Genomic DNA, 22,674 nt, shown 5'->3' on the forward strand with positions numbered 1-22,674 from the left:
TTCAATACCACCTGTGGTCTGATCGTGGAATTCCGCAGTTGGAGGTCGAATGGAGCAGACGTGGCGATGGTTTGGTCCGAGCGACGCGGCAACGCTTGCCCATGCCAGGCAGGCCGGCGCGACCGGCATCGTGACGGCACTGCACGACATCCCTTACGGCGAAGTCTGGCCGATCGACGCCATCAGGCAGCGCCAGGCGCTGATAGAGGCGGATCCGGCGATGGGGCTCAAATGGAGCGTCGTCGAGAGCGTCCCCGTGCACGAGGACATCAAGCTCGGCCGCGGCGATCTCGACCGGCTCTACGACAATTTCAGGCAGACCTTGCGCAATCTCGGCGCCTGCGGCGTGCGCACGGTCTGCTACAACTTCATGCTGATCCTCGACTGGACCCGCACAGACCTGGCTGCGCCGCTGCCGGGCGGCGGACGGGCGCTCCGCATGAACATGCACGAGCTTGCCGCATTCGATTGCTACATGCTGCAGCGCAAGGGATCGGAGCGCGACTATGCGTCCGATGTTCTCCAGCGGGCAAGCGAATGGTTCGAGACGACGCCGGACACGGCAAAAGAGCGTCTGCTCGCCAACATCATGGCCGGCCTGCCGGGCGCCTTCAAGCGCTACGACATAGCGGAATTGCGCGAAGTGGTTGCCGAGCAGTCGAGCCTGTCGCACGACCGGCTGCGCGAGAACCTCGTCCGTTTTCTCGAAAACGTGTTGCCGGCCGCCGAAGAGGCGGGCGTCACGCTGGCGATCCACCCGGACGACCCGCCGCGCGATCTCGTCGGCCTGTGCCGGATCGTCAAGAACGCCGACGACATTGCCTTTATCCTGGATGCCGTGCCATCGGCCCATAGCGGCCTTACTTTGTGCACAGGGTCGCTGGGGGCCAATCCGGCCAATGACCTGCCTGCCATCGCCAGGCGCTTTGCGCATAGGGTCAAGTTCGTGCATCTGCGCAATGTCAGCAAGGACCCGGACGGCTCGTTCATGGAATCGGAGCATCTGAGCGGCGATGTCGACATGGTCTCGGTGGTCTCGATCTTGCTCGACGAGCAGCAACGCCGCCGCGACGCCGGCGAACCGGCGGCGCTGCTGCCGTTTCGCCCGGATCATGGCCACGAGCTGATCGATGACGCCGCGCGGCACACCCATCCCGGCTACCCCGTGATCGGCCGTCTTCGCGGCCTTGCCGAACTGAGAGGCGTGATGACGGCGATTGCCCATCAGCGCGGCTACCGGCTGCAATGACGGCGCCCCGCCTGCTTTGTGTCGGCGCGCTCACCTACGACACGATCTTGCGCCTCGATGTCCTGCCCTCCGGCGCCGGCAAGTTCCTGCCAAGCGAGGCCGTGCAGATCGCGGCCGGCATGGCGGCCAGCGCCGCCGCGTCGGCCAGCCGCCAGGGCGGACAGGTCTGGCTATGGGCAAGCGTCGGCGACGATGCCGTCGGCCGCGATGTCATTGGCCAGATGGAGGCGGAGCGGGTCGACTGTTCGCTGGTGCGCAGGGTCGAGGGCGGCCGCTCGGCCATTGCTACGATCCTGGTCGACGCCGCCGGCGAACGTATGATCGTGCCCTTCTACGATGCCGTCACGCAAGCCGATCCGGACCGCCTTCCACCCGCGGATTTTTCCCAGTTCGACGCCGTGCTGGTCGATGTCCGCTGGCCCGGAGCCGCCGCCCTGGCGCTGGCGAAAGCTCGTGAATACGGCATTCCGGCGGTCCTTGACGCAGATGTCGCGTCGCGACCGGTGCTCGACCGGCTGCTGCCGATCGCCTCGCATGTCGTTGCTTCGCTGCCGGCGGCACGCATCCTTTGCGGTCCGGAGATATCCGCCGGTTCTGCCGTTGCTATCCTCGGCGAATGGACCGGCGCCTTCGTGGCCGTCACCGATGGGGCGAACGGCACCGCGTTCCAGCACCCGGGTGGCAATGATGTCCGTCACCTGCCGTCGCCGCGGGTCGAAGCCGTCGACACCCTGGCGGCAGGCGACGTGTTTCACGGCACCTTCGCCCTCGGTCTGGCTGAAGGTTGGGACGAAGAGCGGGCCATAGCAGTGGCCAGCGCCGCCGCCGCCCTGAAATGCCTGCGCTTTGGCGGACGTGTTGGCGCACCGACGCGCGCGGAAACGCTGGCTTTCATGCAAGGATCGGCATGATGCCGGACACGCTTGGGCCGGCTCCGCGGAAAAGAGCGCGTCAAATTGCGCCGATCGACTACCATGGTAATCGATCGGCAACTGTTCTTGGAGGATAAATGGCTGAATTCAGAAAACGCGCACTGGTCACCGGGGCAGCCATGGGCATCGGCCGTGCTGTCGCCGAAAGGCTGGCCGAGCAAGGCGTCGACCTTATCCTGTTCGACCGGGCGGGCGATCAGCTGGATGAGGTCGCGGCGCAGCTTTCGGCGCGCGGCGTGACCGTGCGCACCGTGCTTGGCTCAACCGCCGACACAGAAGCCTGCGGCCGCGCCGTCGAGCTTGCCCGGTCCGTGTTCGGCGGGCTCGACATGCTCTCCCACAATGCCGGCATCCAGCGTTACGGAACAGTGGAGACTACGGACGAGGCGCTTTGGGACGAGGTGATGAACGTCAACCTCAAGGCTGCCTACCTGTTGTCGCGTGCGGCGATGCCGCTGCTGCGCCAAAGCCGCGGTGCCATCGTCCATATGAGCTCGGTGCAGGGCCTGGCCAGCCAGGAAGGGGTTCTGGCCTACAGCACGGCCAAGCACGGCCTGATCGGCCTCGTCAAATCGATGGCCGTCGACTACGCGCCCCTCGGCGTGCGCGTCAATGCCGTCGCTCCGGGCGCCGTCGACACGCCGATGCTGCGGGATGCGGTCAAGCTCAACGACAACCCCGACGAGATACTGCGCATCCTCGACAACATGCATCCGCTCGGCCGTACCGCCCAGCCGCAAGAGATTGCCGCAGTCGTTGCCTTCCTGCTGTCCGACGATGCCTCCTTCGTCACTGGCGAGGTCGTGCGCGTCGATGGCGGGCTGCTGGCGCGCATCGGCGGTTCTCCGCGCACGGAGTAACGCCGGGCTGCTGCTTGCGCAGGCATTTCATGAACGGCTTGAAACTGCAGAGCCTTTAAGGGGATTGCCGATGGCAGGGCTTTTGGGAATGCGGACCATCACCGAGGGGCGGTTGGGCGAATCCGGCCCCGGCGCGTCGGTCGCGGCGAGGACGTTCGAGGTTCTGCTCGACCAGATCCTGACCTTCCGCCTGAAGCCGCATGAAGGGATCTCGGAAAAGGCGATGTCGGAAGCCCTTGGGGTGAGCCGCACGCCGGTCAGGGAGGCGCTCGCCCGGCTGGCCGGTCTTGGCCTGATCGACATCTATCCGCAGCGCGGCAGCATGGTGGCGCCGCTCCGTATTGCCAATCTCGAGAAGTCGCAGTTCCTGCGCGAATCGCTCGAAGTCGGCCTGATCAAGCGCGCCGTCGAGAGCCCGCACCGTGCCGACCTGCTTGCCATGCTCAAAGGCGAACTGGCGGTCCAGGAGACGTTCGCCTCCATCGCGGACGACAGGCGCTTCTTCAAGTCGGACGAGCTGTTCCACCAGCATATCGCCAGTCATGCCGGGTTTCCCGGAATCTGGGCCGACATCAGCGCGGCGAAGCTGCACATGGACCGGTTCCGCTTCCTGTCTTTTCCGCGCCTCGACAGCATGTCGGTGGTCCTCGGCCAGCATCGGCGGATTGTCGATGCGCTCGAGCAGGCCGACGCGCTTGCGGCGGAAGAAGCAATGCGAATGCATCTTCGCCACATCTTCGAGGTGCTCGAAATCGTCCAGCAGCGCTATCCCTATTATTTCGAGGCAAACGGCAGCGTGAGCCCGCCGTCAGCCGGCTCAATCCAAGCCTGAGCCTTTCTTGCGCGCTTCCGAAGGCGTCTTGGTCTTGCTGCCGGATTTGTCGGAAGCTGGCTCGGCTTTGCGATTTTGACCCTCGCCGCCTTGCTCCTTGCGGAGCTGCTTTTCCACTGTCGATCGCGATCCTTCGGCAGGGTCCTGTTCAGGATGAGTATCGGTTCCCGCCATGTCAGCTCCTATCCATTCTGATCTATTGCATGCGGCGTGGGCTGAGCTCCGCCACTGGTTCTGTCGCGTCCGATCATCAGCCAGGCGGCGAACAGCACGACCAGTACGACCACGATCCAGGCGACGAGACGAGGCATTGGACCTCACTTCCCCCGCCGCTTGCTGCCGCGCGCCTCTGGATTGGAGCCGGCCCCGACCGTTGGATCGGGCACGACCGGACCGCGTTCGGCCTCGGAACCCTCAGCTTCGATCTCCTGCACGGCCTGATCCCAATGCTCGCGCTCGCGTCCTTGCGGACGGCCTTCGCGCTCCCAGATCTCATTGGCTCGCTGCCTGATACGCTGTTCCCTGTCCATGGCCTTTGCCTCCTCATCACCTAATCCGGCGATCGCTGGTTTGTTCCGCGCTGCCAGCGCCGTTCATCCGGTTCAGTTGACGTGATTACCGGGCGCTCTAGATCAAACTTCACGCCGAAGTCGCTTGGTGCGGGGAGAACAATCGTGTGGCAGCAACGCTACAAGCACGTGTTGTAAATGCCGTTACAGCCGTCGGTCTTCGACCAGACCGCCTGTGCTTGCTGCTGATGATATCTGTACTGACGGCATGCACGTCTTCCGACCAGGTCGAGCAGCAGTCGAAAATCGCGGCTTCCGCCACACAGACCGCATCACTGGTCCTGGAGGCTTGGGTCGCTGGGGCAGCCCCTTCGAAATACACGTCGCGCACGTTGCAATCGGTCGGCAAGGCGCTCGCCGATGCCGGTGCGCAAATCCAGTCCGCCAAGTCGCCTGAGCCCAGCGAGCAAGCCGGTCTGACGACGGCGGTCGGACAGCTTTCGGCGGCGGTAACACGCGCAGCGACCGCAGTGCAGAACGGCAACCGTTCGGACGTGGAACACGCGCAACAGGATCTGCGGGCCGCCGCCGCCGATCTGAGCGCGTCCAACGCCAGATATTTCGCGCCGAAATCATGAAGAAGCTACTCGAAATATCGCTCGGCGTCGTCACCAGCGTTGGCGGCTTTCTCGAGGTCGGATCGATGGCGACCGCAGCTCAGGCCGGCGCGGCGTTCAGGTTCCAGCTGATATGGGCCGTCGTCCTGGGCACGATCTGCATCATCTTCCTGGTCGAAATGGCCGGACGCTTCGCCGCCGTTAGCCATCACACCATCGTCGACGGGATCCGGGAACGGTTTGGCTTCAACGCCTTTCTGTGGCCGCTGCTTGCGACTTTGCTGGTCAACTTGCTGGTCATGGCAGCCGAAATCGGCGGTGTTGCCATTGCGCTCGAGCTCGCCACCGGCATCGGCTTTCAGTGGTGGGCGCTGCCGGTCGCTTTTCTGGCATGGCTGTTCCTTTGGAAAGGCACGTTCGGATTCATCGAAAAAGGTGTCGCGGTCCTCGGGCTGGTCACGCTGTGCTTCGTGGTTGGCGCCGTCATGCTGAAGCCCGATTGGGGGCAGGTTGCGGCCGGTGCCGTGCCCACTCTGCCCGAGCACGACGCGGCCAATTACTGGTTCATGGCGGTCAGCATTCTTGGTGCATCGATCTCGCCCTATTTGTTCATGTTCTATTCGTCGGGAGCGATCGAGGACCAATGGGACAAGAGCTATCTCGGAGCCAATCGGGCCATTGCCGGCTTGGGCATGTGTTTTGGCGGCACAATCGCTATCGGTGTGTTGATCGTGGCAGCACTGGTGCTGGCAGCGCACGGCATTGAGCAGATCGACGACTACCACCAACTGCCGCTGATGCTGATTCCGATCTTCGGTTTCTGGGGGTTCGTCCTATTCGTTGCTTCACTAGGCATAGCTTGCTTCGGTGCCGCGCTCGAAATCGGGCTGCAGCAAGCGTACCTTGTGGCGCAGGGCTTCGGCTGGACCTGGGGCGAGGACCTGAAACCGCGCGACGATCCCGGCTTCAGCACCGTCTATACGATCTCGTTGTTTCTCGCCGCCATTCCGATCGCATTGGGTCTCGATCCGCTGAAGCTCACCATCTTTTCCATGGCTCTGACGGCCGCCAGCCTGCCGCTGACCGTGGTTCCGTTCCTCTTCCTGCTGAACGACGAGCGTTATGTCGGCGAGCACCGCAATGGGCTGATCGCGAATGCAGCGGTCATCTTCATCATAGCGCTCGGTTTCGTGCTCGCAGTCGTGACTATTCCTTTACAGATATTCGGAGGCACTTGATGGATTTGCTGCGCGACATCCTGGACAAGCAAGTGGTCGACCGCGAGCAGGTCAAGATCGGCAAGGTGGACGGGCTGGTGGCCGAACTCGGGCCAGGCAAGCCGCCAAAAATTATTGCGGTCGAGCTCGGTTCGATCACGCTGGCGCGCCGGCTTGGCCAGCGGCCCGGGCGCTGGATGGCGCGGCTTGCGGCAAGGCTCGGCGGCAGGCGCCATGCCGAGCCGCACCGCATCGCATGGAACAAGGTGCGCGACATCGGCGTCGACATCGAGTTCGATATCGACGTCCGCGAAACGGCGATTTTCGACTGGCAGGACTGGCTGCGCGATCATGTCATTGGGCGTATCCCGGGAGCTGGATGATGGCCACCGTCAATCTTGAGCAATTGGCTGGCAGGAATGTGCTTTCGCAGCGCGGCAAAAGCATCGGCCATATCGAGGAGATACGCGCCGAACCGGATGGCGATGACCTCGTGGTTACCGAGTACCATGTCGGCATCTACGCAGCATTCGAGCGCCTGTCCGCTTCTGCCATCGGCACAGCGGTCCTCGACGTCTTTCGAATGCGCAGTCGCGACAGCATGTACCGCATTCCCTGGGACAAGCTCGACATCTCCGACCCGGCGCGGCCGCGGTTGTTATGCACGAAGGAAGAACTTTCCGCTATGAAGGGGAGTATCGAGGGCGATAAGCGGGAATGAACGATACTGTCCCGCCGTCGGAGAATGGGGTCCAGTGTGAAAGTTCTGGTTGCCGGCGCTACCGGCCTGATCGGTGCCTCGGTCGTCGCACGCCTTCTTTCCGAAGGGCATGAGGTGATCGGCTTGGTCCGCAGCCCCGGCGCAAACCGGGCCGGCAATTATCAGTTGCTGGTGCTGGACATCGCGGTGGCGCTGCAGCCCGAAGACTGGTTGCCGCATCTCACGGGCATCGACGCCGTCGTCAATTGTGCCGGCGTTCTGCAGGACAGCCCCCGTGAAAAGACGCGGGAAGTCCATCGCGATGCGGCGGCAGCACTCTTCCTCGCCTGTGCGAGGGTAGGGGTTGCTCGGGTGATCCACTTCTCGGCGATAGGCGTCGATCGGGCGCAGCCTTCGACGTTCTCGGCGACGAAACTGGCCGGCGACCAAGCGCTAATGGCGCTTGATCTGAACTGGGTGATCCTGCGCCCGTCCGTGGTGCTCGGGCGGCCGGTGTTTGGAGCCAGCGCATTGTTTCGGGGTCTCGCCTCGCTGCCGGTGCTGCCGTCCATGCCCGGCACCGGCCGGCTCCAGGTGGTACAACTCGACGACGTGGTCTCAACCGTCGTCTTCCTTCTCGCTCCCGCCAGTCCGTCTCGCGTCGTGCTGGAACTTGCCGGTCCCGAACAGCTGACCCTGGACGAGGTCGTCGGCAGCTATCGCCGATGGCTCGGCTGGGCTCCGGCAGTTAGCTTTGTCTTGCCGGCGGCTGTTGCAAGGCTTCTCTACCGCCTCGGCGATCTTGCCGCGATGTTCGGCTGGCGCCCACCAATGCGTACCAACGCGGCCAGGGAGATCGCCCGAGGGGCGGTTGGAGATCCCTCCAACTGGACCGCCTTGACCGGCATACGGCCGCAAACCCTGGCGGGTTTCCTCGCGCTCAATCCGGCAACGGTGCAGGAAAAATGGTTTGCCCGGCTGTATTTCATCAAGCCTGCGATCTTCGTCGTCCTGCCGTTCTTCTGGATCGCGACGGGTATTGTGTCGCTGACCACCGGCTATAACGGCGGCATCGATCTGATGCAAAGCACAGTGGCTGGCATCTTGTCGGCGCCGATCGTGATCGCCGGCGCTCTGGCCGACATCGCCATTGGCGCGCTCATAGCTTGGCGGTCGACGACGCGAAAAGGCCTCTATGGCGGCATCGCGCTCTCGCTCCTCTACTTAGCCGTCGGAAGTTTCCTGCGCCCGGAGCTGTGGAACGAACCGCTTGGGCCGTTCCTCAAAGTGTTGCCGATCCTGGTGCTGCACTTTGTAGCCTTGGCAGTGCTGGAGGAGCGTTGATGGACTATTTCCTGCTGAAATTTCTGCATGTCATCGGCGCGGCCGTGCTGCTTGGCACCGGCGCCGGCATCGCGTTCTTCATGCTGCTCGCCCACAGGACGGGCAATACGGCAACGGTTGCGGCGGTGGCGCGCATGGTCGTCGTAGCCGACTTTCTTTTCACAGCGACGGCCGTCGTCGCGCAGCCGCTGACGGGCGCCGCGCTCGCCTGGCAGGCAGGCTACTCGCTGTCGGAAGGTTGGATCGTGCTTTCGATCACGCTCTATATCTTCACCGGAATGTTCTGGCTCCCGGTCGTCTGGATGCAGATGGAGATGCGCAAGCTGGCCTCGCAAGCCGCCGCTGCAGGCGCGCCGTTGCCGCCACGCTATCATCGGCTCTTCTGGCTGTGGTTCGCCTTCGGCGTCCCCGCCTTCGCTGCCGTACTCGGAATTTTCTGGCTGATGATCGCGCGGCCAGCAATCGAGTGGTAGGTCGCAGGCAGGTCCCACTGCGATAATGCGCAGTCAAGGCACTGCGGAAAAATTCCGGCCCATGCAGCACGAATATCTGCCGGAAAGGAACTGCGCCTCGACCCGTAAGTCGCACCGGAGTCCGGTCCCGTATCATTCCCAACCGCGCGCTCACCGCCATCGGCACAGGACAAGATCCCGTCTTGAGGCGGGTTAGGCTTCGCTTACCAAAAAAGATGACGTCCGAGGGAACACGGGAAGCACAGGCAAGTTCGGTGCGCAGTGGAGGAGATTGCGCCATGAACAGTGTTATTTATCTCATCGGCCTCGTCGTCGTCGTGCTTGCGATCCTCTCCTTCCTCGGATTCCACTAGGAGACACCATGCAGGACCAGGACGATCAGGGCCGTCAGCCGGCCGATTTCGAGACAGCCAGAAGCGAGCTTTCGGAAAGACTACAACGGGAAAAGCAGACCGCGACGGAAGCGCTCCACGATGCGCGTGACGAGATCACCAGGAAAGCCGGAGATTACGCATCGGAAGCAAAGCAAGCATTGTTCAACAAGGCGGAGGGAACGCAGCGCGACGTGAGCGCCAACCTCAAGGCCTTCAGCGGCGCATTGCGCGCGGCAAGCGAGCATCTTGCCAACAATGATCAACGGACCGCTTCGAAATTCGCCCTTGACGCCGCAGGCGGGCTCGAGCGGCTTTCCTCGTCCCTGAAGGATAAACCGTTCGACGAGGTGCTTGGCGAAATTCAGTCGTTCGGCCGCAAAAACTCGGGCGCGCTGATCGCCGGTTCGGTATTGGCAGGCCTGGCGTTGGGACGGTTCATCAAGAGCTCGCCACCCTCTGCCCAAACCGGAGCACCGGGCCAGTCGGAAACAGGCCGGGCGCCCGAGACGGGTCCTCGCTCGAATGAGTTCGGATGGCAATCGGCAGAGGCAGTTGAGCCGGCCCCGCTAGGATCCGATCAGTCCGGCGATGACTGGGCCAATGCAAGCCTGGAGCGAAACCCATGACTGACAATCAGGACACTCGCAGCCTGACAACCCTTGTCAGCGATCTGGCACAGCAGGTCACAACACTGCTTCAAACCGAAAGCAGGCTGTTGCGGGCTGAAATGTCGGAAAAGGTAAGCAAGGTCGGCGCCGGCGCCGTGGAGGTAATGGGAGGCGTCATTTGCCTGCTTGCCGCCCTGATGGTGCTTTTGCAGGCGCTGGTGATTGCCTTGGCGAGCGCCGGCCTGGGAGCCGGATGGTCCTCGCTGCTCGTCGGCGTCGTGGTGGCAGTAATGGGCGTCATACTCTTGCGCTCGGGCAAGGCAAGCATGGCTCCCTCCGAGTTGACCCCCGACCGGACACAAGACCAACTTAAACGCGACGCACGCGTGATCAAGGAACAGATAAGATGACCGAGAAATCCGCAGCCGAGTTGGAACGCGATGCTGATATTGCGCGCGCCAGAGTGGCAGATACCGCAGACACGATCCGCAGCAAGATGACACCGGGCCAACTGATCGACGAATTCACCGGGATGTTCAGCGGCGAGGGATCCGCCATGCTCAGCAATCTTAAGACTCAGGTCAGGGACAATCCGTTGCCGCTTACATTGGTCGGCGCGGGCCTAGCCTGGCTGATGCTTGGCAAGGGCACGTCGGTAGACAGTTCAGCACTTGATGCCTATTCGACCGGCAGGGAGCCTGACGGCACCCGAAACTTCTCTGACCAGAGGGGCTTGGGCGGGGCCTGGCAGGACTCACGCGGCGATGAGTACGGTGCCGAGGGCGAAGGTTCCGCCGGCTCCATGCTCTCCGATGCCGCTCGTTCGGTTGCGTCCGTGGCAGGCGGTGCGACTGAGGCTGTGGCAGACGTTGCGAGCGGCGCCAAAGAAAGATTGAGAAGCACAGCCGGGCAGGTCGGCTCGGCCGCCACCGATATGACGGGGCGGGTGCGGCAGTCGGCGCAGGACCTGTTCCAGCGCGAACCTCTGGCAATGGCCGCGGTGGGCCTTGCCGTGGGCACAGCCATCGGCGTGATGCTGCCTCACACCGCCGCGGAAGACGCGCAACTCGGCCCTTACCGCGACAAGCTTCGTGACAGTGCCGAAGAAGTCGTTGAAGAAGGCGTGGAGCAAGCCAAGCAGGTTGCCGCCGAAGCATATGAGACTGTAAAGGAAGAGGCTGACCGACAGGGTTCCAGCGGCGACGCCGAGACGTTGGTCGACCGCGTCGAGAAAGTCGTGAAAAAGACGGCAAGCAAAACCGAGGAAGCCATTCGCGATCGTTTGCCGGAGACCGACGAGTCTCCCAAATCGACGTCATAGCGCTGCCACCGGTCGTTCCTGGTGATTTCGACCGCGGGTCGCCTTGCGGTGGGAACATCGAAGTCGGCCAGGAGTCCGCAACCTTCCGCAGACAAATGGGATCGCGGCGTTCAAGCCATCAGAACCGGGGCGCTCCGATCCGTTCGGATTCTTAGCTCTGAATCCGTTCGGTTCTTCGGGCTCCAAGGAAGCGTGTCTGGCCGACGCGTGGCGCGCGGTCCTTAGCAGCACTTCCGATCCCAGAAAAAACAACCACCCCGTCAATTCGGCTGGGGTGGTTGTCAGGAATTCCTCTTCCCCAGCGGGGCGGCCTAACTCTTGGCGGTCTCTCCCGCCTCACGCAGCCTGGCGTATTGCAAGGTGACGGCGCGAAGGTTCTGCTTCAACCAGTCGGCCATTTTTTCTTCTTCGCTGAGATTTTGCTGAAGAGAGTTGGTTGCCTGACTAAACCCTCCGGCTTCGGCGAGTACGAGCAATGAGTTGTAGGCGGCGATCTCGTAATTTTCGAATGCAAAGTTGGCGAAGCTGTTCTTGAGGATTTCGTCGCCGGCTACGGAATGTCCCATCGCCGCCATGCTGCCGACCATCGACATGGCCGTGTCTTTCAATGTGGAATGGTCCTCGCCGAGGCCATCCAGAATGGATTCCAGCCGGGCGATCTGCCCTTCGGTCTCCGTGATATGCTGCTGCAGGCGATCGGCGACCTGCGGATAGTTCTCGATCCGCTTGACCTGAGGCTTCATGATCGAAAGTGCCTGGTTCTCCATGGCGTGGGCGTTGCGCAGCCCAACAATGAAGATCGAACGGGTTTCGGAGTTGACGTCAGTGTCCATAGGATTTCCTCGCGATTTGATTTGTAGAACCAAACCTCGGCTTCGCCGATTTGTTCCTGGCGAGATTTGATGGACTCGTACCTATCCTTGCTCTTTAAGCAGCGCTGCACAAACATCGCTCACGACCTGCGGCAGGACGTCGAAAGCATAGCCGATGTGAAGCCGCTCAGGCGGCGTGTGGTAGTCTCGTCCCCACGGACCGATATTGATGGTGGGAATGTTGGCTAGCCCACCTGACTTCGGCCAGCGAATGCCGTCCCGCCACATCGGCGTGTTGCGGGCGACGACCTTGAGACCGGACTCGGCCGCCTCGCCAAAGAAGCTCATATCCGAGATGCCGGCGAAATAATCCGCACAGCCGATTGCCGAGCCATAGCGGGCGCTTGCGTCGGCCGCGACGTCCGAAGCGATCGCCCGCAGCCGCGCCGCTGCCGGCCGGTCCGAAAGGTTCGTCGGCAAGTAAGGTATCGAGCCGAAGCCGGTGACGATTGCCGGTCCCGGCAAGCGGCTCAATCGCCATGCCTAGTCGGTGACCAGCCGGCATTGCTCCGGCAGTGGAAGATCGCGGGCGGCAAGCGAAGCCCCAACGGCGCCAAGCCTCGATCTTGCCTCCGCGTCGAGACGGTCCAGCACTGCCTCGTAACGATGCAGGGGGATTGTTTCGAGGAGATCGATCGCGGCGCTGCCGTGCTGGAAGTGCCGCCGCCGCTTCAACTCCGCCAGGCAGGCCGAAGCAGCATCGGCGCAAAGCCGGTCGAAGCGTTCGAGCACCTCATCCGGCGTCCGGCGATAGCTCAGCACGTTGAAGGTGGCGAACGCCGCAGCCGGCGTGGTCACGTCATAGCCGGACTTGCCGTCGCGAATGCTGAGCAGACTCGGCGGTGTACCCGGAAGCGACCGGGAGTCGTCGGTCAGCTCCGATGCCCATTCCACCCGGGCGGCTATGGCCGCGGCAATGGTCGCCGCATTCAGGCCACTCAACGGAAAGCCGCTATGCGCGGGAACGCCGACGACATGGGCCGTCGGAAGCAGCTTGCCGACCGTTCCAAGCGCGATGACGCGACCCTTGCTGCCGTCCCCGTCGTCGGCGATCGCATCGAGATTGATCGCCGCGAAAATGTCCAACTCGTGCTCGCCGGCTATCTCGGTGAGAACCTGTGCCGCTTTGCGCGCACCGGCAGAATTGTTCTCTTCGTCGGGAACCGCGATAAACAGAAAGTTTCCCGCCGCGTTGGTGCTTTCGGCGAATGCGGCGCAAACCGCCAGCCCGGCGGCCAAACCGGCCTTCATGTCGAGCAGCCCGCGGCCGGCGAGAAACTCCCCCGAGGCGAAGTCGTCCCGCGCCCGCCTCACGGCAGGCGCCTCGGCCATGGCCAAAGTTTTTCTTAGCGCTTGGGTGAGTTGTTGCGGCTGGGTGGCCAGATCCTCCAGATCGCCATAGTCGCGCGTCGTGACGGTGTCGTAGTGACCGGTCAGCACGATGGTGGCGCGGCCAGTACCGCGGACCAGCATCGCCACGCAATGGCGGCCATCTTCCGGCTCGACCTCTATGGTCCAGGTTCCGCGTGGCGAAACGCGGCTTCGCGGCGTAACTCGTCTGCCAGCCACGGGCCGAACGAGGCTTCGCCGCCGGTCCCGGTGACGCTCTTCTGCTCGGTCAATGCGATGGCCCAGCGCATGGCGCGCCCGGACAGGCTGCTTTTCGCCTCACCGTTCATCATTGTGCCCGATACAAGATGCAGGAGAACGAGCTTAGCGCCAGCAGGGCGATTTCCTCAAGAGTTGCGTTGCCCCGGCTTACATCCTCCTGGCTTCGTCAGAAGCCGGTTGTTTCACCGGGGCTTGCTTCTGGTCACAGGTGGCCGGCCGATGCTGTAAGCTTCGCGCGAACATCCGCCACCCCGGTTCCGCTTTCGGTTGATCTGTCTTTTCTTTGACGCGAGCGTCCGACGCCCAATCCGAAAGAGCACCCCTCGCATACCCTGTCGGGAACAAAGCTTGGGCTGCGTGCTTATGGGATTGGCTGCGGTATTTCCAAGGCAGCCAGATCGGAGAAAGACATGAAGAAGAAGACTTGGAAGAAGCCCGTCATGTGCGAAGTCGCGGCGGGAATGGAGATATCGCGCTATTTGCCTGCCGAAATCACCACAAAGAAATGACATTACGCAACCGGCGGGTACGGCATCGGCTGTGCTCGACCGGTTCGCGACATTGCTGGAATAGAGAAACGCGGAGTTTGTCACGGCGTGTGGATTAGGATCATCGGGTCCGCCGCGGGTGGCGGTTTTCCTCAGTGGAACGCCAACGACAGGCTGAACAGGGCCGCGCGGGCGGGTAATCCTGGGGTCCGCCCGCGTCTTCAGACGAGTGTTGCGGCATCTCCAGACGGGCGACACTGGGTGCTTTTCAATGCCTCTCCCGATATCCGCCAGCAGATTGCTGAAAACCCTGAACTCCAACCGCATCCGGAGATGTCGGCACGCGCCACACCGCTGGCAGCCGTCGTCCTGACCGGCGCCGAGATCGACCAGATTTCGGGGCTCCTCAGCTTGCGTGAGCGGCAACCCTTCGCTCTTTATGCAACGGAGCAGGTTCTGGCGGTTATCGCCTCCAATTCGATCTTCGATGTCCTCGATGCTCAGATTGTTTCGCGCCGCTGCCTTCCTCCTGAAGGCTTCATCGATCTTTGCGATGCCGAGGGCGCGGAAATCGGCATCCGCATCGAGGTGTTTTCCGTTCCTGGCAAGGTGGCGCTCTTTCTTGAAGATGGCGGCCGACAGGATCCGGAGCTCCGTTCCGCCGATGGCGGCACGATCGGGGTTCGTCTGATGGAGGGGAGCCGCTCGCTGCTCTTCATTCCCGCTTGTACAGCCGTCGATGAATCGCTGCGGCAACGGATTGCCGGCGCCGACATGGTTCTCCTCGACGGCACAGTGTTCACGGACGACGAGCTGATCACGGCCGGCGTGGGCGTGAAGACCGGCGCGCGCATGGGACACATCGCCATGTCCGGACCGAACGGTGCGATCGCATGTCTGAACCACCTGCCGGTCGACCGCCGGATTTTCATCCATATCAACAACACAAATCCGGTTCTGGACGAGGAATCGCCCGAACACGCGGCGGTGCGCGCAGCTGGATGGGAGATTGCGCAAGACCGGATGGAGCTCATGCTGTGAACGATTTTTCCGACGTGGTCGGCCGCGGCCTCAATGAACAAGATTTGCGCACAGTCCTTCTGCAGGTCGGCCGCGAGCGTTATCACAACCGACACCCCTACCATCGCAGAATGGTGGAGGGAGCGATGTCGAAGACCGAGCTGCAGGCCTGGGCGCTCAACCGCTACTGCTATCAGGCGGCCATCCCGCGCAAGGACGCCACCATCCTGTCCTACGCCGAGGATCCGGCATTCAGGGCCGCATGGCGCAAGCGCATCGAGGACCATGACGGCGAGGACGGCCGGAGTGGCGGAATTGCGCGCTGGCTGCATCTCGCGACGTCGCTCGGCCTTGAGTCGGAAGAGGTGAAAAGCCAAAGGCTGGCGCTGCCGGCAACACGCTTCGCGGTGCAGGCGTATGTCAATTTCTGCGCGTCCCATACGCTGCTCGAAGCAGTTGCTTCCTCCCTCACCGAACTCTTCTCGCCCGATATTATCGCAGAACGCGTGCCAGCGATGCTGGCGCGATACGACTTCGTCAGGGCCGACACGCTCGCCTATTTCGATCGGCGGCCCGATCAGGCCGCACGCGATTCCGATTTCGCGCTGGGCTACGTGCTTCGCTACGCCGATACGCCGGAACGTCAGCAGAAGGTTGTCGACGCCTTGGTCTTCAAGTGCGATGTGCTCTGGGCGATGCTCGACGCGCTCGACTACGCATATGGGCGTGACGGCGTCATACCCCCTGGCTGCTTCCGGCCGGAGACCAACGGATGACAGCGGACCGCCGGAGAGGGATTGTATCGGCGCAATCTCGCCCGCGCCTCGCGCCCTATGTACGCCTGCGTTTCGATCCCGTCCGGAATGCCTGGGCGGTGCTGGCACCCGAGCGCGTTCTGTGGCCCGATGCAATCGGACTGGACATCCTCCGGCGCTGTGACGGCAAGACGTCAATCAGTGCCATCGTGAGGGAGCTTGCTTGCGAATATGACGGTCAGGGCCAGGAAATCGACGCCGACGTCGGCGCCTTCCTGCAGGAATGGGCAGACCGGCTGTTGGTGCGGCTGTGACGCAGGCGCCGTTCCCTCCGATCGCGATGCTGGCTGAGCTGACGCATCGCTGCCCTCTGCAGTGCCCCTACTGCTCCAATCCCATTGATTTGCTGAAAGCCGACCGTGAAATGGAGACGGAACGCTGGCTCGACGTGTTCGAGCAAGTGGCGGCTATGGGCGTTCTTCAAGTGCATCTTTCGGGCGGCGAGCCGACGCTGCGCCGGGACCTCGAACAGTTCGTGTCAACGCTGTCGCAAACCGGTGTCTACACCAACCTCATCACGGCCGGCGTCGGCCTTGCCGGCATCCGTCTGGAAGCACTTGCCAGCGCGGGGCTAGACCATGTTCAGGTGAGCTTCCAGGGTGCCAATGCCGAAACCACCGCGCGGATCGGACGCCATTCCGGCGCCCACGCGCAAAAGCTCGCTGCCGCCAGACATGCGCGGGCCCTCGGACTGGCGCTGACGATCAATGCGCCGATCCATCGGCACAACATCGCGGAAATTCCCGATTACATCGACCTGGCGCTCTCGCTCGGCGCCGAGCGGCTGGAGATTGCCAACGTGCAATATGCCGGCTGGGCGTTGCTCAATCGTCGCTATCTGCTGCCCGACGGCGCCTCGATAGAGCATCAGGTCGCGACCGTGGAGGCCGCACGGGCACGTCTTGTCGGCGTGCTGGAGATCGATTTCGTGGTGGCGGATCATTTTGCGACCTATCCCAAGCCCTGCATGGGCGGCTGGGGGCGCGATGCTTTCGTCATCGCACCGGACGGCTTGGTGCTGCCCTGTCATGCTGCGATGACCATTCCATCGCTGCGATTCGAGCGCTTCGGCTCTCGGCCGCTGGCCGACATTTGGCGGGACTCGCCGGCATTCAACGCCTTCCGTGGGACGGACTGGATGCTGGAACCCTGCCGCAGCTGCGAGCGCCGTGATGTCGACTGGGGCGGCTGCCGTTGCCAGGCGCTGGCGCTGGCCGGCGATGCTGCGGCGGCCGATCCCGTATGCGTCAGGTCGCCCCCCCATGCCCGGATGGCGATGCTGCTCGAGGAGACGCTTCCGCCGTCCGATGCGAGGACCGGCGGAGACCTCATCCCGCCCTTTGCCTTTCGCCGTATCGGCCGCACATGATCTCGATCAAGAGTCCGGGGCCACCCTCGTTCTCACTCGGCGGCTGGAAGGAACAGTCGAGGTGAGGCCGATCCAGATCTGACCAGCCGTCACCACAAGGCCGTGAATATCCAGAGTGGAACCTTTTCAATGGCGGGGAATTAATCCAACTCCGCCTCGGTCAGTCACTGCGGGAGAGGGAGCTGCAGCGGAATGAGGCTGGCGCTTGCTGTTCTTGCCCTGTTGCTTTTCGTCGCTGCTCCCGGTCTTGCCGAGCCTCAGACGGTGGTAATCGGCTATCTCGGCCAGTCGCGCAAGCCGCCCTTACAGTTGGGTCCGCTGGACCAGTTCGCGACAGATGACGGGCTGCAAGGCGCACGTCTTGGCATCGCCGACGACAATACGACCGGGCGCTTTCTCGGCCAGCATTTCCGGCTGGAGGAGCGAGTGCTGAAGCCCGCCGAGGCGGCATCGGACGCGATAGGCCAGTTCGCTGGCGCCGGCCTTGCGTTTGTCGTCGCCGATCTTGACGCTGTGCCGCTCACGCAGGCGCTTGCGGCGCCTGGCGCCGAGAAGATGCTGCTGTTCAACAGCCGCGCTACCGACGATGCGCTGCGCCAGCAGGACTGCAGGAAGAACCTGCTACACACCATTCCAAGCCGCGCCATGCTCGCCGACGGCCTGGCGCAGTACCTGGTGTGGAAGCGCTGGCAGCGCTGGTTCCTGCTTGTCGGCACGCATTCTGCCGACCAGGCGATGGCCGCCGCTTTTCGCCGCGCGGCGCAACGTTTCGGGGCCGAAATCACCGTCGACCAGCCATGGACGTTCCGTCCGGCGAACGGACGCGCTGATACCGGCCATGTCACGCTGCAGTCAGAAATACCGGCCGCCACGCAGGTCGCCGATTATGATGTATTGGTCGTCGCCGACGAGGCTGACGAATTCGGCGCCTATCTCGATGACCGCACGGCACTGCCGCGACCGGTCGCCGGCACGCAAGGGCTGGTTGCGGCCGGTTGGAGCGCCGTCACCGAGGAATGGGGAGCGACGCAGTTGCAGGACCGCTTCCGGAAGCAGGCGGGGCGATGGATGACGCCGAGCGACTATGCCGCCTGGCTCGCCGTGCGCAGCGTCGGCGAGGCCGCGACGCGGCTGCGCAGCGTCGATCCGTCAGCCATCGCCGGCTACGTGCGCGGCGACGATTTTCTTCTCCCCGGTTTCAAAGGCCAAGGGCTCAGTTTTCGTCCATGGGACGGGCAACTGCGGCAGCCGATCCTGATTGCTGGGCCTCGCCTGCTGGTCTCCGCCTCGCCGCAGCCCGGCTTCCTGCATCAGCGGACGCCGCTCGACACGCTTGGCATCGATCTCGAGGAGAGCGCATGCCGCTTTTGACCGCAATCCTCCTGGTGGTGTCCGTGCTTATCTCGGTCGGTCCTGTTGCTGCCGAAACCGTCTACGTGTCGAACGAACAGGACAATGCGGTTGCCGTCGTCGACGGGGCAAGTATGAGCCTCTCGGCAACGATCGACGTCGGACGGCGGCCGCGCGGACTCGCGCTTTCCATTGACAAGAAGACCCTCTTTGTCGCTGTCGGCGACGACAATCGCATCGATGTCGTCGACCTTGCCAAGAGACGAGTGGTCGGCCAACTGCCTTCGGGAGCCGATCCGGAATTCTTCGTCGTGCATCCCGACGGCAAGCGGCTGTTTGTGGCCAATGAGAACGACAATCTGATCTCGGTAGTGGAAATCGCCTCGGCCAAGGTCATCGGCAACGTCGATGTCGGTGTCGAGCCCGAGGGAATGGCGGTCAGCGCGGACGGCCGTTACGTCGCCTGCACCTCGGAGACGACGAGCATGCTGCATCTCATCGACGCCGGCACGCTCGATCTCGTGGATAATTTGCTGGTCGACACGCGACCGCGCGCCGCGGCGTTCTCCCCGGACGCAAAGCGGCTTTGGGTCTCTTCCGAGATCCGCGGCACGGTGACGGTCTTCGACACCTTAACACGGGCTGAAACCGGCAAGGTCCAGTTTGAGGTGCCGGGTATTCGCCGCGAAGGCGTCCAGGCCGTCGGCATCGAGATGTCGCGTGACGGCGGCACTGCGTATGTCGCGCTGGGTCCCGCAAACCGGATCGCCGAGATTGACACGGCCACGCTGGCGGTGCGCCGCCTTTATCTTGTCGGCCAGCGGCCATGGCACGTCGCGCTGGCAGACGATCAGAGACGCCTATTCAGCGCCAACGGCAATTCCGGCGATATCTCGGTCATCGACCTTGAGAATGAAGAGGTGGTCAAATCGCTGCCGGTCGGGCGCGGTCCGTGGGGCGTCGTGGTTGGGCCATGAAAGCGCTGTCGCTCGACAATCTGGGGCACAGTTTCAAGGACCGGCGGGTGCTCGACGCTATCTCCTTCTCGGTCGAGCAGGGCAGGATGTGCATCCTGCTTGGTCGCAACGGCGCCGGCAAGACCACCTTGTTCTCGCTGATTACCGGTCTCTATCACGCTCGTTCTGGCTCGGTGCAAGTGTTCGGACACGCCATGCGCACCGACCCTGCGACCGCGCTCGCCCAGATGGGCGTCGTCTTCCAGCAGCAGACGCTCGATCTCGATCTCACGGCGGGCGAGAACCTACGCTATCACGCCGCCCTGCATGGTCTTGCCGCCGACGTTACCAAGGTCCGAACACGCGAGGAACTCGGCCGCCTCGAAGTCCTCGACAGGCTCGGCGATCCCATCCGCTCATTGTCGGGCGGCCAGCGGCGGCGTGTCGAGATCGCCCGTGCGCTCATGCACCAGCCGCGCCTTCTCCTGCTCGACGAGCCGACCACCGGACTGGACGTGCCCGGGCGCCGGGCACTGGCGCAGCATGTTCGCGGCTTATGCCGCGAACGCGGCATTGCGGTATTGTGGGCGACGCATTTCCTTGAGGAGGTGACTGCCGAAGATGATGTTGTCGTGCTTCACGGCGGCCGTGTGCGATGGGCAGGCCGCGCCGATCGCATTACCGCCGAACTCGGCGTCGGCAGCATGGCAGACGCGTTCGCTCGCTTGACGGAGTCGGCATGATAACCCGTCATGCGCTGCGGGCGCTCATCGGCATCTTGCAGCGAGAACTGCTTCGCACGCTGCGCCAGCGCGGCCGCCTGATCTCGGCGATTGCCCGGCCATTGGTATGGCTGGCCATCTTCGCCGCCGGCTTCCGCTCCGTGCTCGGCCTGTCGATCACGCCGCCTTACCAGACTTATGTGCTGTATGAAGTCTATGTGGTGCCCGGGCTGGCCGCGATGATGCTGCTGTTCCACGCCATGGCCAGTTCGCTGGCAATGGTCTATGACCGCGAAATGGGCAGCATGCGTCTGTTGCTGACCGCGCCGCTGCCGCGCTGGTATCTGCTCGGCGCTCGCCTGCTCGCCAGTGTGGTCGTCGGCCTGCCGCTCGTGTACCTGTTCTTGCTGATCGCGCGCTACTGGGACGTGCGGCCACCGATGCTCGGCTATCTCGCGGTTCTGCCGGCGCTGGTGCTGTCCGGGCTGATGCTTGGCGCCTTCGGCCTGCTCGTCTCGTCAGTATCGGCCCAGATGGAGAATTTCGCCGGGGTGATGAACTTCGTCATCTTTCCGATGTTCTTCGCCTCGACCGCGCTCTATCCACTGTGGCGACTTGCCGAGGCTGGTCCGGTGCTTGCGACGGTCGCAGCGCTGAATCCGTTCAGCCATGCAGTCGAGCTGATCCGCTTCGCGCTCTATCTGCGCTTCGAGCCGGTCTCATGCCAAGTAGTTCTGGCCTGCCTCGTCGTGTTCTTCCTCGCCGCGGCGGCCGCTTATGATCCCGGTCGTGGTCTGTGGTCGCGACGCGGCGAGCAATGACTTTCATTTGAGCGAATAGAGGTAGGCAGCCACGTCCCGCGCCTCCTGCTCGGAAATTCTGGTCGAAGGCATTGCCGTATGCGGGCTGATCTCCCTTGCCGCACGGATCCAGCGGATCAAGTTTTCCGGCTTGTTGTACAAGACGCCGCCGACGTAAACCCGGTTGGCCAAGCTGGCGTCGAGGCGCGGGCCGACCAGCCCTTGCGCTCCGGGAACGCCGGTGATGGTGTGGCAACCGGCGCAGCCATTGGCCATCATGATCGGTATGGCGCGGGCGCCGACACCGCCGGTCGCATCGTCGGCCTTCTGCTCGACCCGACGGCTTTGCTCGAAGTACAACGCAATCCCGGCCAGGGCTGCAACGAGCACGACAATTACCGCAGCGCCGATTATGGCTTTAGACAGCGTGAAGCGCATGCGGCGCCTCCTTTCGGCTGCTCGAGCGGATCCACAGGCCGGCCAGCAGCAACGCCGCGCCGCCATAGATCAGGCCGGCCGGAACCCACATCACCAAACCGGCGAGTTGCTGGTCCTCGAGCGGACTAAGGCTCCACAATTCTGCGCCGGCGGCGTTTTCCGGGTACCACAGCCTTGGCGAGACCAGCAGCAGCACTCCGAGCAGGCCGGTGTGCAGCGAGGTGAAGAAAAGGTGCATGACCGCGCTGCCATAGGCTTGTTCGCGGCCGGGGCGCGGCAGCAGCACCCACCAGAACAGCAGGCCGCTACCGAGGAAGCTGGCATGTTGCGCATAGTGCAGGGCACCCTGTCCAAGCGCTGCCTCGAACAGGGCCGGAACGTGCCACGCCCATATCGCGACGCCGTGCAGGACGGTGGCGGCTGCAGGGCGGCTGATGGCGACCCAAACCGCTCGCAGCATCTTGGCGTGCCCGGCTGTGCCCAGCGCCTGCCGCAGCTTGATCGGCAATGCCCACATCATCGCCGCGGCCGGACAGGAGGCGACCAGCAAGGGCGCCGCCACCGCCATCAGCAGCTCATGTTCGATCATATGGGCGGTGAAAACGCGCTCACCCAATGCATGGAGCGGATTGACCAGCGCTGCTGCCAGAATGACCCAGCCGGCCGCGAACAGCAGGGCTTGCCACAGCCGCAACGGGCGGCTGCGAGCACTCCGCCGCCACAACCGAGCGGCTCCAGCGGTGTAAAGCAGTGCGATCGCTGCCAACGGCAGCGTAATTGGCAGCGCCAGCGTCCAACCGGCCTGAGGGGCGCCGGCACCGTAGCAGATGGAGGTCGAGAAGAGCGCCTCGAAGCTCATCGTATGCAGCCGTCAAGAATGAGCGAGGCAGCGCCCTGCATGACGATTACCAGCGTAAACAGCACCGCGCTTAGAATACTGACATTGGCGACGAAATCTTCGGTGCCGCGCGTACGCTCCGGTTTGAAGGCGGCGCCGCCTTGCTGTCGCGCCCGCCACGAAAGCGCGCCGCCGAGCAAGGCCAGCACCGCCAACACCAACGCAATGACGGGGATGATCGCAATCCTGTGAGCGCACTGCCACTCGACAACCGCGTAGTTCAGTTGCGTCGATACCGCCCAGGCCAATGGCCCCGACAACAGCCCACCCCAGGAAGTTCCGTACCGAACCGCACGCAT

Annotated in this window: 30 protein-coding genes; 22 read left to right on the forward strand and 8 right to left on the reverse strand. The window is 63.4% G+C overall.

Annotated features, from left to right (window positions below; genetic code table 11):
• The first annotated feature begins 49 nt into the window (after positions 1-49).
• The 4 genes from uxuA to NKH05_RS00720 all read left to right on the forward strand — a co-directional run bounded on the left by uxuA (position 50) and on the right by NKH05_RS00720 (position 3,873).
• Positions 50-1,249, forward strand: a complete 1,200-nt coding sequence (gene uxuA, locus NKH05_RS00705; protein ID WP_352515646.1) for a mannonate dehydratase — start codon at positions 50-52, stop codon at positions 1,247-1,249.
• A complete protein-coding gene (locus NKH05_RS00710; protein ID WP_352493891.1) occupies positions 1,246-2,160 on the forward strand; it encodes a PfkB family carbohydrate kinase in 915 nt (304 codons plus the stop codon). The genes uxuA and NKH05_RS00710 overlap by 4 nt, the downstream gene beginning before the upstream one ends.
• Positions 2,161-2,258: 98 nt before the next feature.
• The gene (locus NKH05_RS00715; protein ID WP_352493892.1) at positions 2,259-3,041 is read left to right on the forward strand and encodes an SDR family NAD(P)-dependent oxidoreductase; all 783 of its coding nucleotides are present in this window, start codon (positions 2,259-2,261) and stop codon (positions 3,039-3,041) included.
• Positions 3,042-3,111: 70 nt separating this feature from the next.
• Entirely contained in the window at positions 3,112-3,873 is a 762-nt protein-coding gene (locus tag NKH05_RS00720; protein ID WP_352493893.1) for a GntR family transcriptional regulator, read from the forward strand.
• Between the two features lie 182 nt (positions 3,874-4,055).
• Here NKH05_RS00720 and NKH05_RS00725 read toward each other — a convergent pair whose 3' ends face one another.
• Positions 4,056-4,184 carry a hypothetical protein gene (locus NKH05_RS00725; protein WP_280940403.1) on the reverse strand — a complete coding sequence of 43 codons (129 nt, stop codon included), beginning with the start codon at positions 4,182-4,184 and terminating at the stop codon, positions 4,056-4,058.
• A 6-nt stretch (positions 4,185-4,190) separates the two neighbouring features.
• On the reverse strand, positions 4,191-4,403 hold the full coding sequence (locus tag NKH05_RS00730) for a DUF2934 domain-containing protein (RefSeq protein WP_352493894.1): 213 nt from the start codon (positions 4,401-4,403) through the stop codon (positions 4,191-4,193).
• 227 nt (positions 4,404-4,630) lie between these two features.
• Here NKH05_RS00730 and NKH05_RS00735 point away from each other — a divergent pair, with 227 nt between their 5' ends.
• From NKH05_RS00735 to NKH05_RS00775, 9 genes are all read left to right on the forward strand, one after another.
• A complete protein-coding gene (locus NKH05_RS00735) occupies positions 4,631-5,020 on the forward strand; it encodes a hypothetical protein (protein ID WP_353024985.1) in 390 nt (129 codons plus the stop codon).
• Positions 5,017-6,237, forward strand: coding sequence for an NRAMP family divalent metal transporter (locus tag NKH05_RS00740; protein ID WP_353024872.1), 1,221 nt, complete (start codon positions 5,017-5,019; stop codon positions 6,235-6,237). Before NKH05_RS00735 ends, NKH05_RS00740 begins: the two co-directional genes overlap by 4 nt.
• Positions 6,237-6,599, forward strand: a complete 363-nt coding sequence (locus NKH05_RS00745; RefSeq protein ID WP_352493896.1) for a hypothetical protein — start codon at positions 6,237-6,239, stop codon at positions 6,597-6,599. The genes NKH05_RS00740 and NKH05_RS00745 overlap by 1 nt, the downstream gene beginning before the upstream one ends.
• Positions 6,599-6,937, forward strand: a complete 339-nt coding sequence (locus NKH05_RS00750) for a hypothetical protein (protein WP_352493897.1) — start codon at positions 6,599-6,601, stop codon at positions 6,935-6,937. The genes NKH05_RS00745 and NKH05_RS00750 overlap by 1 nt, the downstream gene beginning before the upstream one ends.
• Before the next feature lie 24 nt (positions 6,938-6,961).
• Positions 6,962-8,260, forward strand: a complete 1,299-nt coding sequence (locus tag NKH05_RS00755) for an SDR family oxidoreductase (protein WP_353024873.1) — start codon at positions 6,962-6,964, stop codon at positions 8,258-8,260.
• Positions 8,260-8,733 (forward strand): DUF2269 family protein, encoded by a 474-nt coding sequence (locus tag NKH05_RS00760; protein ID WP_352715917.1) that lies wholly within the window; start codon positions 8,260-8,262, stop codon positions 8,731-8,733. The genes NKH05_RS00755 and NKH05_RS00760 overlap by 1 nt, the downstream gene beginning before the upstream one ends.
• Before the next feature lie 271 nt (positions 8,734-9,004).
• Positions 9,005-9,733 carry a hypothetical protein gene (locus tag NKH05_RS00765; protein WP_353024875.1) on the forward strand — a complete coding sequence of 243 codons (729 nt, stop codon included), beginning with the start codon at positions 9,005-9,007 and terminating at the stop codon, positions 9,731-9,733.
• A complete protein-coding gene (locus tag NKH05_RS00770) occupies positions 9,730-10,125 on the forward strand; it encodes a phage holin family protein (RefSeq protein WP_353024877.1) in 396 nt (131 codons plus the stop codon). Before NKH05_RS00765 ends, NKH05_RS00770 begins: the two co-directional genes overlap by 4 nt.
• Positions 10,122-11,036 carry a hypothetical protein gene (locus NKH05_RS00775; protein WP_352590402.1) on the forward strand — a complete coding sequence of 305 codons (915 nt, stop codon included), beginning with the start codon at positions 10,122-10,124 and terminating at the stop codon, positions 11,034-11,036. Before NKH05_RS00770 ends, NKH05_RS00775 begins: the two co-directional genes overlap by 4 nt.
• 311 nt (positions 11,037-11,347) lie before the next feature.
• On the opposite strand, the gene NKH05_RS00780 is transcribed toward NKH05_RS00775, so the two are convergent.
• From NKH05_RS00780 to NKH05_RS00790, 3 genes are all read right to left on the reverse strand, one after another.
• A complete protein-coding gene (locus NKH05_RS00780; RefSeq protein ID WP_352482843.1) occupies positions 11,348-11,869 on the reverse strand; it encodes a ferritin-like domain-containing protein in 522 nt (173 codons plus the stop codon).
• Between the two features lie 81 nt (positions 11,870-11,950).
• Entirely contained in the window at positions 11,951-12,382 is a 432-nt protein-coding gene (locus NKH05_RS00785; protein ID WP_352590399.1) for a zinc-binding metallopeptidase family protein, read from the reverse strand.
• Positions 12,383-12,391: 9 nt separating this feature from the next.
• On the reverse strand, positions 12,392-13,477 hold the full coding sequence (locus NKH05_RS00790) for a M20/M25/M40 family metallo-hydrolase (protein ID WP_352482841.1): 1,086 nt from the start codon (positions 13,475-13,477) through the stop codon (positions 12,392-12,394).
• Between the two features lie 452 nt (positions 13,478-13,929).
• Here NKH05_RS00790 and NKH05_RS00795 point away from each other — a divergent pair, with 452 nt between their 5' ends.
• The 9 genes from NKH05_RS00795 to NKH05_RS00835 all read left to right on the forward strand — a co-directional run bounded on the left by NKH05_RS00795 (position 13,930) and on the right by NKH05_RS00835 (position 21,060).
• Entirely contained in the window at positions 13,930-14,028 is a 99-nt protein-coding gene (locus tag NKH05_RS00795) for a pyrroloquinoline quinone precursor peptide PqqA (RefSeq protein WP_352482840.1), read from the forward strand.
• Between the two features lie 87 nt (positions 14,029-14,115).
• A complete protein-coding gene (gene pqqB / locus NKH05_RS00800) occupies positions 14,116-15,048 on the forward strand; it encodes a pyrroloquinoline quinone biosynthesis protein PqqB (protein WP_352482839.1) in 933 nt (310 codons plus the stop codon).
• Positions 15,049-15,062: 14 nt separating this feature from the next.
• Positions 15,063-15,803, forward strand: coding sequence for a pyrroloquinoline-quinone synthase PqqC (pqqC, locus tag NKH05_RS00805; protein WP_352493902.1), 741 nt, complete (start codon positions 15,063-15,065; stop codon positions 15,801-15,803).
• Entirely contained in the window at positions 15,800-16,096 is a 297-nt protein-coding gene (pqqD, locus tag NKH05_RS00810; protein WP_023716589.1) for a pyrroloquinoline quinone biosynthesis peptide chaperone PqqD, read from the forward strand. Before pqqC ends, pqqD begins: the two co-directional genes overlap by 4 nt.
• Positions 16,066-17,211 carry a pyrroloquinoline quinone biosynthesis protein PqqE gene (gene pqqE / locus NKH05_RS00815; RefSeq protein WP_502913231.1) on the forward strand — a complete coding sequence of 382 codons (1,146 nt, stop codon included), beginning with the start codon at positions 16,066-16,068 and terminating at the stop codon, positions 17,209-17,211. Before pqqD ends, pqqE begins: the two co-directional genes overlap by 31 nt.
• A 192-nt stretch (positions 17,212-17,403) precedes the next feature.
• Entirely contained in the window at positions 17,404-18,582 is a 1,179-nt protein-coding gene (locus NKH05_RS00820; RefSeq protein ID WP_353024879.1) for a lanthanide ABC transporter ABC transporter substrate-binding protein PedA1, read from the forward strand.
• Positions 18,570-19,538, forward strand: coding sequence for a PQQ-dependent catabolism-associated beta-propeller protein (locus tag NKH05_RS00825; RefSeq protein WP_352845784.1), 969 nt, complete (start codon positions 18,570-18,572; stop codon positions 19,536-19,538). The genes NKH05_RS00820 and NKH05_RS00825 overlap by 13 nt, the downstream gene beginning before the upstream one ends.
• Positions 19,535-20,260 carry a lanthanide ABC transporter ATP-binding protein PedB/LutE gene (locus tag NKH05_RS00830; protein WP_023716593.1) on the forward strand — a complete coding sequence of 242 codons (726 nt, stop codon included), beginning with the start codon at positions 19,535-19,537 and terminating at the stop codon, positions 20,258-20,260. The genes NKH05_RS00825 and NKH05_RS00830 overlap by 4 nt, the downstream gene beginning before the upstream one ends.
• Positions 20,257-21,060, forward strand: a complete 804-nt coding sequence (locus NKH05_RS00835) for a lanthanide ABC transporter permease protein PedC (protein ID WP_023716594.1) — start codon at positions 20,257-20,259, stop codon at positions 21,058-21,060. Before NKH05_RS00830 ends, NKH05_RS00835 begins: the two co-directional genes overlap by 4 nt.
• 3 nt (positions 21,061-21,063) lie before the next feature.
• Here NKH05_RS00835 and NKH05_RS00840 read toward each other — a convergent pair whose 3' ends face one another.
• The 3 genes from NKH05_RS00840 to NKH05_RS00850 are packed head-to-tail and all read right to left on the reverse strand — an operon-like array spanning position 21,064 to position 22,674.
• Positions 21,064-21,477, reverse strand: coding sequence for a c-type cytochrome (locus tag NKH05_RS00840; protein ID WP_352482833.1), 414 nt, complete (start codon positions 21,475-21,477; stop codon positions 21,064-21,066).
• Complete coding sequence (locus NKH05_RS00845; RefSeq protein ID WP_352482832.1) at positions 21,458-22,336, reverse strand: cytochrome c oxidase assembly protein; 879 nt, start codon at positions 22,334-22,336, stop codon at positions 21,458-21,460. The genes NKH05_RS00840 and NKH05_RS00845 overlap by 20 nt, the downstream gene beginning before the upstream one ends.
• Positions 22,333-22,674: a hypothetical protein gene (locus NKH05_RS00850; protein ID WP_023716597.1), complete on the reverse strand. Its 342-nt coding sequence runs from the start codon at positions 22,672-22,674 to the stop codon at positions 22,333-22,335. The genes NKH05_RS00845 and NKH05_RS00850 overlap by 4 nt, the downstream gene beginning before the upstream one ends.

It is taken from the genome of Mesorhizobium sp. M1399 (assembly GCF_040317735.1).
In the GTDB taxonomy this organism is placed as follows: Bacteria; Pseudomonadota; Alphaproteobacteria; order Rhizobiales; family Rhizobiaceae; genus Mesorhizobium.